Consider the following 15,880-nt stretch of genomic DNA (forward strand, 5'->3'; position numbering starts at 1 on the left):
ATATAGTAGCATTAAGTTTTCGGGATGTGGTGTTTCTTTTGTGTACTCCTAAACATAGTACAGAGAAAAAACACTAATAAGGTGCTTGGAGCTCGATGTAACAGGCAAGTGTTTTTTTAGTGTTCAAAATATGAAGAACATCATAAGTACACCTCGTAATCGGCACAAATACAGAAAAGCATACTATAATGAAGGCATCAAAATTACGGAGGTCGAGTATGGCAACAATTGAAACGTACCAAAGATCTGCATTGAAGAAGACCAATCCATTGTTAACTAAATTACGCACGACAATCGAAACGGCTTTCTACGGCAGCAATATGCATGAAGTGACGACACTTGCCGAAGCCTATGAATTGGCGAAAACATCCCCAGGGGTCATCGTAACCGACCTTCCCATCAAAGAGACTGCTAAGTTGGGTCTGCCTGAAGACGCCAAAGTGCTTGTCGAAAACGGCGGCAAAATAGTTGGACGGACTGCTAAAGCAAGAAGAATCGTAGGCGAGGACAAAGCGGAAGATGAGCAATTGATGGCGCTGGTCCGTGACGTCATCTACCAGAACCGCACGAAGAAATACCACCAGACTACTGGCTATGTCGGCTTGGATGAAGAGTTCATCATCAAAGCGCACATCGCATTTCCGGAAGGCAACGAAAACAATCTTTACTCCTGGTTGTTGAATTTCCAGTGGGCCAATGACACGTACAACGAATTGTACGCGCATTCAAAGAAATATGAAGAAGGGGATATCTACATCTATACGGATCCTGACTGGCGCCATCCGGATTATCCGCTGGGTCTGGCCTACTTTGAACCCGATCATAACGTCGCCTGCATTTTGGGTATGCAGTATTTTGGTGAATTCAAGAAAGGCACGCTATCCCTTGCTTGGGGTACTGCGCATCGCAACGGCTACGCTTCCTGCCACGGCGGCCTGAAAAAATTTGTGTTGAAAGACAAGAAGCGGGTCTTTGCTTTCTTCGGCTTGTCCGGTTCGGGCAAGTCCACACTGACGCATTCGAAGCACAACGGAAAGTACAAAGTGAAGGTGTTGCATGATGATGCCTTCATCATTGATTTGCTCGACGGATCATCGATTGCATTGGAACCGGCTTACTTTGACAAGACCCAGGACTATCCGGCCGACCATCCGGAGCAGGAATATTTCCTGACGGCACAGAACGTAGGCGTGACGAAGGATGTGGACGGAAAACGGGTATTGGTGACGGAAGACATCCGCAACGGCAACGGCCGTACCGTCAAGTCCCGTTACGTGACGCCTGACAGAGTGGACAAGTTCCATTCGGCAATTGAGGGAATCTACTGGATCATGAAAGATGACTCCTTGCCGCCGCTCGTCAAAATCGAGAATCCGATCCTTGCTGCCACTTTCGGAGCAACATTGGCGACGAAACGGTCGACTGCGGAAACCGCCAGAAAGGGCGAAGACAGAGACCGTTTGGTTATCGAGCCTTATGCCAATCCGTTCCGCGTCTACCCGTTGATTGAAGATTACGAAGATTTTAAAGCCCTGTTGAGCAAAGAGGCGGTGGACTGCTACATCATCAACACCGGCGCTTTTCTGAATAAGGATATCACCAAAGACATCACACTCGGCGTGATCGAGAGCATCGTCGAAGAGACAGCCACATTCAAACCTTTCGGTGACGGAACCGGCTTGGCGTACTTGGACGTGCCCAGCTATGAACCACCGTTGCAGGACGAGAGCTATAAAAAGCTGGTGAAGGAACGGATGACGATGCGGATTGAGTTCCTGCAGACGTTCAACCAAGAACATCCGGATTTCCCGCTTCCGGATGAGGCCATCCATGCATTTGATCAAATTGTCCAATCTTTGTAAAAATAATTAGATTGGTTGATCACTGATCTGAAAAAAACCAACAGCATTGTCCCCGTAAGTCAGGAATAATGCTGTTGGTTTTCATTTGTTGTCGTGTCAGCTTTTTTGGAGTGGGATATTTATGCAGACCGTCAAACCTTTTTGGGCTCTGTCCAGTCTGATTTGCCAATCATATTTATCAGCGATGGAAGACACCACAAACAGTCCCAATCCGGAACCGTTGCTGCCTTTCGTGGTGAAGAAAGGATCGAACAGGTCATTGCTCTCCAATCCCTCCGCGATTCCGGGTCCATCGTCTGTGATGGACAGGACAGCGTATTCTTTGTCCTTCGTCACAATCGAGCGCTTCTGCAAACCTGCGTTGCATTCGGCATCAGCTTTTTTCAGCCTGATTCTGACATTGCCGGGGCGCGTGTCGATCGCCTGGAAGGCGTTTGTCAGCAGGTTATACAGGACCACCTGCAAGTCCTGCTTGTCGAATCCTTCAACCAGGATGCCAGGAGCGATGTCACTCTCAACTTTGATGCTCTTAGGCGTCAAGATCGTAATCTCAGAAATGGTGTCCTTGAGCACTTTTGAAAGATCGTGGACGGTATCTTGTTGCCCTTCGCTGACCTTTGAAAAACGCAATACGTTTGTGGAGAGATCCTTGCCTTTTTCCGCCGCAAGGTAGATTTCCTTCAGTTCGCTGACCAATTCCTCGTTCTCGGCGTAATCTTCCATCAACAACTGGGCATTTCCCAGAATAGGGGTCAGGAAATTATTCATGTCGTGAACGATGGTCGTTGTCAAAAGTCCGATCGCTTCCAGTTTGCTTTCTTTCAGGATGCGTTTTTCCAATTGATGGCGCTCATTTTCAAATTTTTGTTTTTCGATGAGGCGTTGGCTCTCTTCGTAAGCCTGGTTCTTTTTGTTGTAGCCCCTTATCAAAAGAATGAAGATGAGAATTATAGCAGAAATCAGCAATAACAGACTTAATAGGATATAATTGTTTTGTATAGGTACGCGGTTGTGCTCGTAGAAATCCGAGTTGAGGGCGACTACCCAGTGCGCTGCACCGATATCGATCCATTCAAAGGCACCCAATTTCAGGACTTTGGTCGGGTTTTCTTCGTTCCACCAATAGGAATAATAACTGAGCGTCCCTTCTTCTTGAGTAAGCTGGGCTTCCTCCAAGCGCTTCAGATCGGAAAGATCCAGGTCCGGGAACTGCTCTTGACGGTCGGAGATGATATCAAGTCCGACTTGGCTTTCGACAGGATGAATGACGACTTCCATATCGGCATTCTTCACCAAGGGATAGCCGCTGTAATCACTGGTATCGCTGAATATTTCCGCCTTGAACATATTTTCAAGGTTCAACGGTGCGATAAAATAACCGGTGATTTGGCCATCGGCTGCAACGATAGGGGAATAAAGGTTGACGAATGATTGGTTTTCCAGAAAATAATCGCTGCTGTTTTGGACGAGCGAGCCACTTCCGAGCAACGATTCCAGACTCGGGTCTGCTTTGATATAAGATCCAGCAAGTTCTTCGGAAAGTTCCTGAAGCGTCCCATCTGCAAACTGCCAAGCTTTCGCAAAAACACCTGAGCCGTCAAGCTGGATCAACAGATTCGTTTGATCTTCATGGGACCCCAAGTAAGTGGCGATGATCGCTTCCCTATCGGTTTCAGCGAGTGGCGCTTCCGGGTGAGCCTCGGAAGTCAGTTCATGGGAAAATTGCTGAAGCGATAAGGAACGGTTTTCGATGACAAGCTTCAGGTTATTCGTCACATAATTCAATGTGCGCATCAGTTGTTCCTGGCCGCTTTTTTTGGCATTCTGTTCCACGGTGTAGAAGCTGCCCGTGATCGTGATCAAGGTAATCGCGATGATAATAAATAACCCTGTCATGATGATGTTGATGATACGGGTCGTCGGTTTGTTTTCCATCGTAAAAGCCCTTTCTTAAAACTGCATAGTAGCAAGATAATTACTTGACAAAACAATGTTCTGCTTGCGAAACTAGAGAACATTGAGGAGGAAAAATATGAACAATCAAAAAATACTCGTCGTTGATGACGATATCTCAATCCGGCGCCTTATTTGGAAGTCGTTGCAATCAACGGGCGTTCTTATTTACCAAAGTGATTCCATCGAAAAAACACTGGACATCATGACCCGTGTGACTTTTGACCTTTTTCTGTTGGATATCAGTCTGGAATATGAGAATGACGGCTATCATCTGGCGCAGCTGATCCGCGCTGACTACCCGTTGACCCCTATTATATTTATAAGCGGCAAAAAAAGCGAGACCGATATTATCAATGGTCTCGAAACAGGGGCGGACTATTATATTACGAAGCCTTTTTCGCCAAATCTTTTGCGGGCTCAAATTTTGAGCACGTTGCAAAGAATGAAGACCATCCAGTCGCAAAAAACAAATCCAACCAGCCGTGTCCTCAAAGTGGGCGATTTTACTTTCGACAAAAATTTGTATCAACTGCAGAAGAGGGGGCAGGATATCGCCCTGTCATCCAAAGAAATCCAGTTGATGCTGTTTTTCCTGGAAAATCCGAATCAAGTTTTTTCGAAGGAGCAAATTTATGCGAATGTATGGAACGATGGGGAGATTGATAACAACCTAATCATGGTATACATCAGCTACCTGCGCAACAAAATCGAGGATGACTCGAAAAAGCCGCGTTATTTGAAGACCGTATGGGGAATCGGCTATACGTTCAGCCCCGACGGCGAATAAGTTCAGAACAGATTCTCCAACTTTGCAAAAAAGATACCTAAGGATAAAAGATCGGCAGCTCCTCCTGGGCTCAAGTGTCTTTCTATCAAGACCAGGTCATAGCTGTACATCAACTCTTTCAGGTTTCCTTCATGTGAATCTTGCAGGAGTTGTTTTGTTTCCGTTTTGACTGTCTGCCAGGCGTCGATGCCTCCGCGGTGGATGATGTTGCCATCTTCGACTTGGCTCATCAACAGGAGCAGCGCCTCCAACAACAGATTCTCTACTGGCTGACCTTGATTTGCTCTTAAAAACGGCAAAATCAGTTCGCTCAAGGCAGGGTACCCGGCTTCGGCTTCGCCACGGATGCCGGTGATGCCATAGCTAAGATATAATTTTTCTCCATACGTCAAGGAGGTTTTGGCAGCGAGATCGGCAAAATCATCCGTCACCAATCCATGACTCATTTCCTGGGCATAGGAAAGTACTTCTTGCGTATCATTTTGTGTGAAGGGAGGCTGCAGACCCCGACCGATGCAAGCGCCGGTCGCCCCCAACAGAACGGCGAAAGAGAAGTTGGCGCCTTTATGCGTATTGATGTTTTTGGTGGCGGCCAGCATCGCTTTTTCGGCGTGGACGCCCATTGAGCGGACTTTATGGAACAACTCTTTTGCGGTTCCTTCATGTTCGATCCCTAATTTTACATATTGGTACAGGTAAGGGCTCAGGCTGACGATGCTGTCCAAAAAAGTGAAGAAGTCCATATCGGAGTGGGCACCGCTGTTGTTGCGGTCCACCAGACCGGGTTTCGGTGTCAATGCTACCTCATAAAGGAGAGCTTTCTCAGCTTGCCCGGCAATTTCGACAAGCAACTCATTCATTGGTTTCAAAGTCAATTTTACGTTTCTCCATTTCTTTGACGATAAAATTCAGTGAGCGATCCAAATGTTCGTACGTGATGAGTTGGATCTGTAACGCATCTTGTGTCTTCATCCCGCGATAAATCAACCAATGCTCAGCCAATGCAAAATCGCGTCTTTCTTTCGAACTGATTGAGATGTCCCTGAAGTACATCAAATATTCTGAAAGCTTCATAACGATTGATTTCAAGCGCAGCATCTGACTCTTTTCGTAAATGAACTCATTGAATTCAAAAAATTTCTGCTGCAATTCCTCTACTTTATCTTCTTGATTCAGCACTTCGCAATGTTCCAAATGCAGGCGCATCGTTTTGAAATCCTCGGCTGTCATCAGCTTCATGGCTGTTGTTGTAGCGAGGGTATCCAGCGCTTTGCGGATATCGTAGATTTCGTACGCATCTTTGATGCTGATTCCTTTTACGACGACGCCGACTCCAGGGACGTGTTTCACTAAATCTTCTTCGGTCAACTTTTTCAGAGCGTAGCGGATGGGTGTGCGGCTGATGTTCATGTTCTCGGAGAATTCTTTTTCGTTGATGCGTTCTCCGGCTGGGATTTCGCCTAAAATGACGGTTTTGCGGAAAGCCTCGTAAATCAGGTCTTTAAGTGGCATATTTTGGCTAAGGTCTAAATTTTTGCTGACTGCTTTGATTATAGTGCTCATCTTTTTCCCCTTCATCCTATTATTTTTTGGTTAACTATTGGTTAGTTCTAAATGAGAGCGATTCCTTTTATACTAAAAAGCCGAGCAAAGTAGCCCGGCTTCCAGTCCTTATAAGGATTATACATTTATTTATTGCGGGATGTAAAGCGGCATTTGGCCGAACAATACGATTGTCACTAAGAAGATTACGAAAATTCCTAGTGCATATTTCGCAGATTCTTTCTGCCAAGCGCCCATATCCAATCCAGTCAAACGAAGCAATAGGTAGATGAATGCTACCAATGGGCTCAACAAGTGGAATGCTTGACCCATCAGGGAAGCCAAAGCCATTTGCATGTTTGTGAATCCGTAAGAGCGACCAGCTTCCGCCAATACAGGCAAGACACCGAAGTAGAAGCCATCATTGGAGATGAAGAAAGTACCTGGTGCAGAGATAAGGGCGATGATGATTCCCCAGAAACCAGCCAATTGTTTAGGAATGATTGTTGCGAAGCTTTCTGCCAAAGCAGTAGCCATTCCGGAACCTTGGAACAAGCCCATGAATACGCCAGCTGCGAATACCAGGATAACTACTTGAACAGCGTCGCCGCCGTTTGCGCCGATACGGGAAGATTGATCTTTAAGAGCAGGGTAGTTTACCATCAAAGCGATACACGTACCAACCAAGAACAACATCAATGGTGGCATTGAGATAGCTTCGATGAATGATCCAGCAACCAACCAACCGATTAAGCCGATTGTAAGGATACCGTTAAATACGAAGTTTTGTGGACGACGGATTTCTTGTGTTTCAGGGTCAGTAACAGTAGTCATTTCGTCGATTTCTTCATCAGTCAGGACTTTAACGCCTAGACGAGCGCGTTCTTTGCGGCCCATGTGTGGAGCAACCCAGAAAGTGACATAAAGTAAAGCCAATACCATACCAGGAGCAAGGTAAGAAAGGATGCTTGCATCAACTTCCAGAACAGCCATTGCACGAGCAGTAGGACCGCCCCATGGAAGCAAGTTCATGATTGTGTTTTGCAGGATAACCAAGACAGCAAGGTTCATCAAGTTCATGTTTAATTTCTTATAGATAGGAATAAAAGCTGAACAGCAGATCAAAGTTGTTGTAGTACCGTCACCATTCAAGGAAACAGTGGCAGCAACGACAGCAGTTGCCATCAAGACTTTCATCGGATCGCCTTTAGCGAAGTGGATCATTTTTTTAGTGATAGGGTCGAACAGACCAGTATCCAACATGATAGAGAAGTAAAGAATAGCGAACAATAACATGATACCTGTTTTAGAAGTTGTGGTTACCCCTTCCAAAACGAATTCCCCGATGTTTCCAGAGGTAACACCCGTTGCCATAGCGATAAGCGTAAAAACAAGCGGGATGATTACTAATGCGGTGAACGGTGATAATTTCTTCTTCATGATAACGAACATGAAGATCGCGATCATTGCATAAGACAATACTGTAAGTAACATTTTTTTTCTCCTTCCGACTATAAAAAAGTTTTTTGAGAGCACCCGATTCCTTTGATAATCAAACTAGGACGTGAATTGATTCACATTTTTTCTAATTTAAAAATCCCAAAGTTGCTTGGGTTGTCTCTCTAAGAGCAATAATAGTTACTTTGCAAGTTAATTGAAAGCCGTTACTTTGAAAAAACACAAAAAACACACCGGAATTGAAACGCTTTCTTAAATGCGGCTTAACCAAATATTAAAAAAGTCTTAAACGCCCATAAACGTTGATATATCAACGTTTATGGTGTTTGCTCGTTTTTGAGAACATAAAAAAAACAATAAAACAGGCTTATTGGTCTGTTTTTAATGAGAGAAATTTCTATAATGGGATTAAATCCATAGAAAGGACGTGAGAAAATGATTTTTTTCAAAGGTTTCTTTGGGAAAAAGGACACAATAGCACCTACGCCAGTACCGTCAGCAACTGTTTCTGCAAATGCACCCGTGAATGACCTGATTGAAATTCCAGCTTTTATACCCACTGATCCGAATGAATATGAATTAGTCAGTGTCATCGCGACAGCAATCGCTGCAGGAGATCATCCTAAATCGCAGTTTGTGGTAAAGAATATTATGAAGCGTAATCCCGAGGCTCATCTTGTTTCGCTGATTTCCGCAAGCCTTGCGGCAGGCACTATGCCTGAAAGTAAATTTGTCGTAAAAAAAATAAGTCAGGTTAAATAATAAGGAGGAATTATAAATGTTAAGAAAATTCAAGATTGCAATCGATGGTAAGGAATACTTAGTGGAAATGGAAGAAATCGGCGGCGTGCAACAACCGGTTCAAGCACCAGTTGCAGCAGCACCAGCAGCTCCAGTAGCGGCACCAGCAGAACAAGCAGCACCTGCACCAGTTGCAGCGCCAGTTTCAGCAGCTTCAGGAGACGCAATGACAGCACCGATGCCAGGAACCATCCTAAGATTATTAGTGAACATCGGCGATGAAGTAAAAGAAAACCAACCATTGATGATCCTTGAAGCAATGAAGATGGAAAATGAAGTTGTCGCAAACCATGCTGGTAAAGTAGCCGGAATCCATGTGAACCAAGGTCAAGTCGTAAATGCCGGCGATGCATTAATCACAATCGCATAATTATTTTATTAGGAGGAAGTGAATAAATGGAAACACTATTAGCAGGAATTACATCCATTACGATGGGCCAAATCGTGATGATGCTTATCGGGGCTGTCCTGATATATTTAGGGATCAAAAAAGAGTACGAACCTACATTACTGGTGCCAATGGGACTTGGTACCATCTTGGTCAACTTCCCAGGGACAGGCGTTCTGACCCAAATGGTCAACGGAACTGAATCTGAGGGCGTTTTGGATGTTCTCTTCAAAGCGGGTATCAGCACAGAACTATTCCCATTGCTGATTTTCATCGGTATCGGTGCCATGATCGATTTCGGACCGTTATTGCAAAACCCATTCATGTTATTGTTTGGTGCAGCCGCTCAATTCGGTATCTTCTTTACGATCGTAGTCGCTATCTTCTTCGGATTCGACATCAAAGAAGCTGCTTCAATCGGTATCATCGGTGCCGCTGATGGCCCGACAGCCATCTTCGTATCCAACCAATTGTCGCCTAATCTTCTGGGACCGATCACAGTTGCCGCGTATTCTTACATGGCGCTTGTTCCGATCATCCAACCGATCGCGATCAAAGCTGTCACAACCAAAGCAGAACGTCGCATCCGCATGACTTATAAAGCGGAAGGCGTATCCAAAATGACAAAAATTCTTTTCCCGATCATCATTACGATCGTTGCTGGTTTTATCGCACCAATTTCTCTTCCATTGGTAGGTTTCCTGATGTTCGGTAACTTGTTGCGCGAATGTGGCGTGTTGGACAGACTTTCATTGACTGCCCAAAACGAATTGGTAAACATCATCAGTATCCTGTTGGGACTTACGATTTCCGTCAAAATGCAGGCTGATCTGTTCTTGAATCTGCAAACATTGATGATCATCGCTTTCGGTTTGGTTGCCTTCATCATGGATACAGTCGGCGGCGTATTGTTCGCAAAATTGCTGAACTTGTTCAGAACCGAAAAAATCAATCCGATGATCGGTGGTGCCGGTATTTCCGCATTCCCAATGTCAAGCCGTGTTATCCAAAAAATGGCTACTGACGAAGATCCTCAAAACTTTATTTTGATGTATGCTGTCGGTGCTAACGTATCCGGACAAATTGCATCTGTTATCGCTGGTGGTTTAGTACTTGCCTTCTTTAGCTAAGAAGGTTCATTGAGAGGAGATATAATTATGGTTTTTGATCCAGAAGCTTTAAAAATTGCATTTGAATTGATGATTTTCGGTATGGGCGGCATCTTCCTGGTGCTATTCCTCCTGTATGTTGTATCGATTGTATTGATCAAACGTTTTCCAGCCTAAAAATAAAATAAAGAAGGCTTACCTATGTATGAACTGAAAAGAATCTGGATAACGCGTGTTCCAGCGGACAAAAAAGCTTGGGAAGATCTATTATCCTTAGGCGGACTGGTCCCGGACGAGCAAGTCGACTACACAGTAGGCCTCTATGACCGAAACAAATTAGTCGCTACCGGATCGACTTATCAAAACATCATCAAACTAGTCGCTGTCGATCCTGAGTATCAAAGCGAAAATTTATTGACAAAAATCGTGATGGCTCTATCCTCCAAGCTTCACGATGAGGGCATTATCCACTTCTTTTTGTATACGAAGCCCTGCGTGGCGGTTTCCTTTGCATCTCTTGGTTTCAAAGAAATCATCCGCACAGACACGATTCTCTTTATGGAGCAAGGTTCTCCCGATTTTTCGGATTACTTGGCCTTGCTTGAGAGCCGCAAAAAGGATGCCGATCATGCGGGAGCCATCGTAATGAATGCTAATCCATTCACCAAAGGTCATTTGTACTTAGTCGAAACGGCTGCTGCGCAAGTTGATGTTCTCTATCTTTTTGTCCTCTCTGATGACCGCTCCGAATTTTCGACGGAAGAGCGATCAAAGCTTGTAGAGGCGGGCACACAGCACCTTCCGAATGTGGTTATCCTCCCGACAAGGGATTATCAAGTGTCATCCGCTACTTTCCCATCCTACTTTCTGAAGGATCAGGCGGTAGAAAGCATAGCCCGCGTACAGGCTGTGCTGGATGCAACCTTGTTCAAGGAGAGGATCGCGCCTGCTCTCCAAATCAAAACGCGCTTTGTAGGGGAAGAACCATTATCCCCCGTTACAGAGGTATATAACGAGAGTATGCGTGAGATTTTTTCTGATACGCTTGCCCTTAAAGTCGTTCCCCGGATCGAACTGGATGGGCAGGTCATCAGTGCTACACGTGTACGAAAAGCATTGAAAGAAGATGATTTTCAAACAATTAAAAAACTTGTACCACCAACAACTTATATTTATTTGGCAGAAAATTATGGAAAAGACAAATTTAGAGGTGAAAAAAGTGGAAATTAAAAAATATGCAGTAGCTGGAACGACTGAATCAAGCGACATCATGATCGTCGTAGAACCTAGCGATAACAACGAAGTCGCAGTGACACTGAATTCAAGCGTTGAAAAACAATATGGCGATCGTATCGAGGAAGTCATCATCGCAACACTTAAAAATCTTGGCATCACAAGCGCGAAAGTATCCGCTGTCGATAAGGGTGCTTTGGATTGCACGATTGAAGCGCGGACAGTAACGGCCATTCACCGTGCTGCTGAAAAAGACGACTACAACTGGAAGGAGATGGACACATGGAACGTTTAAGAAGAACTATGATGTTTGTCCCTGGCGCAAATGCTGCAATGCTTAGGGATGCACCCCTATATGGTGCTGATTCGATCATGTTTGACCTGGAGGATGCTGTTTCTCTGAAAGAAAAAGATTCAGCTCGGACCTTGGTGCATTTCGCATTGCGGACATTCGACTACAGCAAATCAGAAACAGTTGTGCGTATCAACAGCTTGGATACAGTCGGGAAATTGGATATCGAAGCGATGGTTTTGGCAGGCGTGGATGTTATCCGTCTTCCAAAAACGGAAACAGCGCAAGACATCGTTGATGTAGATGAAGCGATCACTGAAGTCGAAACAAAATACGGTATCGAAATCGGTAGAACCAAAATGATGGCCGCCATCGAATCCGCTGAAGGTGTACTGAACGCCCGCGAAATCGCCAAAGCATCCACTCGCTTGATCGGGATTGCATTAGGCGCTGAAGATTACGTAACCAATATGAAAACAAAACGCTACCCTGACGGACAAGAATTATTCTTCGCAAGAAGCTATATTCTTCACTCTGCCCGTGCAGCCGGCATCGCAGCCATCGATACGGTCTACTCTGACGTTGAGAACGTGGGCGGATTCGCTCGCGAAGTCGAGCTCGTCAAACAGCTTGGTTTCGACGGCAAATCCGTGATCAATCCGCGTCAAATTCCGATCGTAAACCATATCTATGCACCAACAGAAAAAGAAATTCAACATGCTAAAGAAGTTATTTGGGCTATCAGAGAAGCTGAAGAAAAAGGTTCAGGCGTTATCTCCTTGAAGGGTAAAATGGTCGATAAACCGATCGTTGAACGTGCTGAACGTGTGATTGCTTTGGCTAAAGCCGCAAAACTTATTAGCGAGGAGGATATTTAATCATGACTGTCAATAAAGTTGGTAAAGATATACCTGAAATGTACGCTGCGCAATACGGTGTTTTCGATGGAGAATTAGCGAACATCAAAGATTACCAAGAATCCACCCGTAAAATCCATCCGGTGAAACCGCGCGACAAAAAATTGCTTGGGAGCCTTCGCGAAGCAATCGAAAAAACTGGCTTGAAAGACGGCATGACGATTTCTTTCCATCATCATTTCCGTGAGGGCGACTTCGTCATCAACATGGTAATGGATGAAATCGCCAAAATGGGCTTCAAAAACCTGACGATTGCACCAAGTTCGATCGCCAACATCCACGAACCGTTGATCGGACACATCAAAAAAGGCGTTGTCACAAACATCACATCAAGTGGTTTACGTGACAAAGTCGGTGCTGCCATCTCTGAAGGCATTCTGGACAACCCTGTTGTCATCCGTTCCCATGGCGGCCGCGCAAGAGCGATTGTACGCGGAGATATCCATATTGACGTCGCTTTCCTTGGCGCGCCAAGTTCCGATGAATACGGCAATGTGAACGGCTCCCACGGTAGAACAGCTTGCGGATCATTGGGATACGCAATGGTGGATGCGAAGTATGCGGATCAAGTAGTCGTCATCACTGACTCATTGATGCCTTACCCGAACACGCCGATCAGCATCCCTCAAACGGATGTGGATTATGTGGTTGTAGTTGATGCGATCGGTGACCCTGAAGGAATCGCTAAGGGAGCAACCCGCTTCACGAAAAACCCTAAAGAGCTTTTGATTGCGGAATATGCTGCAAAAGTGATCACGAACTCACCATACTACAAACAAGGATTCTCTTTCCAAACCGGTACCGGCGGCGCTTCGTTAGCTGTATCGCGTTTCTTGAAAGAAGCGATGATCAACGATAAAATCACAGCGAGCTTTGCTTTGGGCGGCATCACGAACGCGATGGTTGAACTGCTAGAAGAAGGCCTTGTCGAAAAAATCATTGACGTGCAGGATTTCGACCACCCGTCCGCTATCTCATTGGGCAAAAATGCGAACCATTATGAAGTCGATGCGATCATGTATGCATCACCATTAAGTAAAGGTTCTGTCATCAACCAATTGGATACAGCTATTTTATCTGCTTTGGAAATCGATACGGACTTCAACGTGAACGTCATCACTGGTTCCGATGGTATCATCCGTGGTGCTTCCGGCGGTCACTCTGATACAAGTGCTGCCTGCAAGATGAGCTTGGTTATCTCGCCGCTGATCCGTGGACGTATCCCGACAATTGTTGATACGGTAAACACGGTTGTCACACCTGGATCTAGCGTTGATGTAGTCGTTACCGAATTAGGTATCGCCATCAACCCAGCCAGAGAAGATCTGATCAAACACTTCAAGACATTGGATGTACCTCAATTCACGATTGATCAACTGAAGGACATCGCGTATTCCATCGTTGGATCTCCAGATCCGATCGAATACGGCGATAAAGTCGTTGCTTTGATCGAATACCGTGATGGCACGATAATCGATGTGGTAAAAAATGTCTAATACAGCTCTTTTTACAGAAGGAGAACGCGTTACGCTAGCAGAAATGTTGGCGGTGCGTGAAAAACGCGTCGCCATCCAACGGGAATTATTGAGCAGCCAGAAAGAGGACAGTCTCTTGATGGCGCTCATGAATATCCCGGGCCCGATCAAAAACAATCCAAAGTTGGAAGCTGTCTTTACTGCAGTTTTGGAACGCATAGAAGAAGTATTGGGCAATGATCTGCCGCAAGCTTCCCTCTACCGGAATCTGAAGACGGGTGCGGAGTATTTTATCCTATCGCCATTGACGCCTGCGCAACTGAAAGAAAAAATGGTGATGATAGAGGAGACGCATCCTTTTGGCCGTTTGTTTGATTTGGATGTCCTCTGGATGGAAGGCAATGAGTTGAAGAGCATCAGCCGAACCGCATTAGGTCTGAATACGAGACGCTGCTTCATCTGCAATCGTGATGCGAAAGATTGCGGTCGCAGTCGTCGTCACACTATAGAAGAAATGCAAGAAGCCATTTCTAAAATAATACAAGAAGGAAGTGACCAATTACATGACTAAAGAAATCCGTTTTATGGAAACGGTCTTGCGTGATGGTCAACAAAGTTTGATTGCAACACGTATGCCGCTATCGGACATGTTGCCGATCATCAAAACCATGGATGAAGCCGGATACCACTCCATCGAAATGTGGGGAGGGGCTACCTTTGATTCTTGTATCCGTTATTTGAACGAGGATCCTTGGGAACGTCTGCGCACGATCCGTAAAGAAGTCAAAAATGCAAAACTGCAGATGCTTTTGCGTGGACAGAACTTATTGGGATACAAACACTATTCCGATGATGTCGTCAGCGCATTCGTCGAAAAATCGATCGAAAACGGGATCGATGTTGTGCGTGTCTTCGATGCGTTGAATGACCTACGCAACCTGAAGACAGCCATCGATATCACCAAAAAGGCTGGCGGCCATTGCCAGACTGCAATCTCCTATACAACCAGCGAATTCCACACAGTCGACTATTTCGTCGGCTTGACGAAGGAAATGGCTAAAATGGGCGCAGATTCCATCTGCATCAAGGACATGGCCGGCGTGTTGACGCCAGCCGTCGCTTTTGAATTAGTAAGCAAAATCAAAGCTGCCGTGGATCTGCCTTTGGAAGTCCACACACATGCGACAAGCGGCATTGCTGAAATGACCTACTTGAAAGCTGTTGAAGCCGGTGCTGATATCATCGACACAGCCATTTCCCCATTTGCTGGCGGCACAAGCCAACCAGCTACGGAATCCGTCGCAATCGCGTTGGAAGGTCTGGGTTACAACACGGGTCTTGATAGGAACAAACTTGCAGAAATCGCCGATCACTTTGCACCGATCCGTGATCGTTTCCGCAACGAAGGCATCCTGAACCCGAAAGTGAAGGACGTCGAGCCGAAAACATTGCTGTATCAAGTACCAGGCGGCATGCTTTCCAACTTGTTGAGTCAACTGACTGAACAAGGCCTGCAAGACAAATACGACGATGTATTGGCAGAAGTTCCGAAAGTGCGTGCAGACTTAGGCTATCCTCCATTGGTTACACCGTTATCGCAAATGGTCGGTACGCAAGCCTTGATGAACGTCATCTCAGGCGAGCGCTACAAACTTGTGCCTAATGAAATCAAGGAATATGTAAGAGGTCAATACGGCAAACCGCCAGTAGCGATTTCCGCAGAAATCACGAAAAAAATCATCGGCAACGAAGGCATCACAACAGTGAGACCTGCCGATCTGATCTTGCCGCAAATGCCTAAATTTGAAAAAGAGATCAGCCAATACGCTAAATCCACAGAAGACGTCTTGATGTACGCTTTGTTCCCGCAACAAGCAAAAGACTTCCTTGGACGCAGAGAAGACAGATTCTACGATGTTCCAGTACAGACGATCGATGTTTCTATCGACGTACAATAAGCATCTGTAATGAAATAAAAGCTCCAAGCATACCTTTACCGGTGCGCTTGGAGCTTTTTTGCATAATGTTATACAACAAGTGCGCCTGCTTCATTAATCGAA

At 45.4% G+C, this 15,880-nt stretch carries 16 protein-coding genes; 12 read left to right on the top strand and 4 right to left on the bottom strand.

What is annotated here, in order from left to right; translation table 11 throughout:
* Positions 1-218 precede the first annotated feature (218 nt).
* A complete protein-coding gene (locus BM184_RS00745; RefSeq protein WP_086942127.1) occupies positions 219-1,862 on the top strand; it encodes a phosphoenolpyruvate carboxykinase (ATP) in 1,644 nt (547 codons plus the stop codon).
* A gap of 96 nt (positions 1,863-1,958) precedes the next feature.
* On the opposite strand, the gene BM184_RS00750 is transcribed toward BM184_RS00745, so the two are convergent.
* Positions 1,959-3,797, bottom strand: a complete 1,839-nt coding sequence (locus BM184_RS00750; RefSeq protein ID WP_086942128.1) for a sensor histidine kinase — start codon at positions 3,795-3,797, stop codon at positions 1,959-1,961.
* A 97-nt stretch (positions 3,798-3,894) separates the two neighbouring features.
* On the opposite strand from BM184_RS00750, the gene BM184_RS00755 reads away from it, so the two are divergent.
* A complete protein-coding gene (locus tag BM184_RS00755) occupies positions 3,895-4,605 on the top strand; it encodes a response regulator transcription factor (RefSeq protein ID WP_086942129.1) in 711 nt (236 codons plus the stop codon).
* Positions 4,606-4,607: 2 nt separating this feature from the next.
* Here BM184_RS00755 and citG read toward each other — a convergent pair whose 3' ends face one another.
* From citG to BM184_RS00770, 3 genes are all read right to left on the bottom strand, one after another.
* Positions 4,608-5,480, bottom strand: coding sequence for a triphosphoribosyl-dephospho-CoA synthase CitG (gene citG / locus BM184_RS00760; RefSeq protein ID WP_310793412.1), 873 nt, complete (start codon positions 5,478-5,480; stop codon positions 4,608-4,610).
* Positions 5,458-6,168: a GntR family transcriptional regulator gene (locus BM184_RS00765; protein ID WP_086942130.1), complete on the bottom strand. Its 711-nt coding sequence runs from the start codon at positions 6,166-6,168 to the stop codon at positions 5,458-5,460. Before BM184_RS00765 ends, citG begins: the two co-directional genes overlap by 23 nt.
* A gap of 129 nt (positions 6,169-6,297) precedes the next feature.
* On the bottom strand, positions 6,298-7,641 hold the full coding sequence (locus BM184_RS00770) for a CitMHS family transporter (RefSeq protein ID WP_086942131.1): 1,344 nt from the start codon (positions 7,639-7,641) through the stop codon (positions 6,298-6,300).
* A 399-nt stretch (positions 7,642-8,040) separates the two neighbouring features.
* Between BM184_RS00770 and BM184_RS00775 the strand changes: the two genes are divergently transcribed.
* The 10 genes from BM184_RS00775 to BM184_RS00820 are packed head-to-tail and all read left to right on the top strand — an operon-like array spanning position 8,041 to position 15,778.
* Positions 8,041-8,367, top strand: a complete 327-nt coding sequence (locus BM184_RS00775) for a hypothetical protein (RefSeq protein ID WP_086942132.1) — start codon at positions 8,041-8,043, stop codon at positions 8,365-8,367.
* A 16-nt stretch (positions 8,368-8,383) separates the two neighbouring features.
* Positions 8,384-8,776 (top strand): acetyl-CoA carboxylase biotin carboxyl carrier protein subunit, encoded by a 393-nt coding sequence (locus BM184_RS00780; protein WP_086942133.1) that lies wholly within the window; start codon positions 8,384-8,386, stop codon positions 8,774-8,776.
* A gap of 26 nt (positions 8,777-8,802) precedes the next feature.
* On the top strand, positions 8,803-9,924 hold the full coding sequence (locus BM184_RS00785; RefSeq protein ID WP_086942134.1) for a sodium ion-translocating decarboxylase subunit beta: 1,122 nt from the start codon (positions 8,803-8,805) through the stop codon (positions 9,922-9,924).
* Positions 9,925-9,951: 27 nt separating this feature from the next.
* Positions 9,952-10,080 (top strand): OadG-related small transporter subunit, encoded by a 129-nt coding sequence (locus tag BM184_RS15460; RefSeq protein ID WP_086626833.1) that lies wholly within the window; start codon positions 9,952-9,954, stop codon positions 10,078-10,080.
* 24 nt (positions 10,081-10,104) lie between these two features.
* Positions 10,105-11,133: a [citrate (pro-3S)-lyase] ligase gene (citC, locus tag BM184_RS00795; protein ID WP_086942135.1), complete on the top strand. Its 1,029-nt coding sequence runs from the start codon at positions 10,105-10,107 to the stop codon at positions 11,131-11,133.
* Entirely contained in the window at positions 11,123-11,431 is a 309-nt protein-coding gene (gene citD / locus BM184_RS00800; RefSeq protein ID WP_086942136.1) for a citrate lyase acyl carrier protein, read from the top strand. The genes citC and citD overlap by 11 nt, the downstream gene beginning before the upstream one ends.
* Positions 11,419-12,306, top strand: a complete 888-nt coding sequence (gene citE / locus BM184_RS00805) for a citrate (pro-3S)-lyase subunit beta (protein WP_086942137.1) — start codon at positions 11,419-11,421, stop codon at positions 12,304-12,306. The genes citD and citE overlap by 13 nt, the downstream gene beginning before the upstream one ends.
* Before the next feature lie 2 nt (positions 12,307-12,308).
* Positions 12,309-13,841: a citrate lyase subunit alpha gene (citF, locus tag BM184_RS00810; RefSeq protein WP_086942138.1), complete on the top strand. Its 1,533-nt coding sequence runs from the start codon at positions 12,309-12,311 to the stop codon at positions 13,839-13,841.
* A complete protein-coding gene (citX, locus tag BM184_RS00815) occupies positions 13,834-14,391 on the top strand; it encodes a citrate lyase holo-[acyl-carrier protein] synthase (RefSeq protein WP_086942139.1) in 558 nt (185 codons plus the stop codon). The genes citF and citX overlap by 8 nt, the downstream gene beginning before the upstream one ends.
* The gene (locus BM184_RS00820) at positions 14,384-15,778 is read left to right on the top strand and encodes an oxaloacetate decarboxylase subunit alpha (RefSeq protein ID WP_086942140.1); all 1,395 of its coding nucleotides are present in this window, start codon (positions 14,384-14,386) and stop codon (positions 15,776-15,778) included. The genes citX and BM184_RS00820 overlap by 8 nt, the downstream gene beginning before the upstream one ends.
* Positions 15,779-15,880: the final 102 nt, after the last annotated feature.

The organism is Trichococcus pasteurii (genome assembly GCF_900112935.1).
Taxonomy (GTDB): Bacteria; Bacillota; Bacilli; order Lactobacillales; family Aerococcaceae; genus Trichococcus; species Trichococcus pasteurii.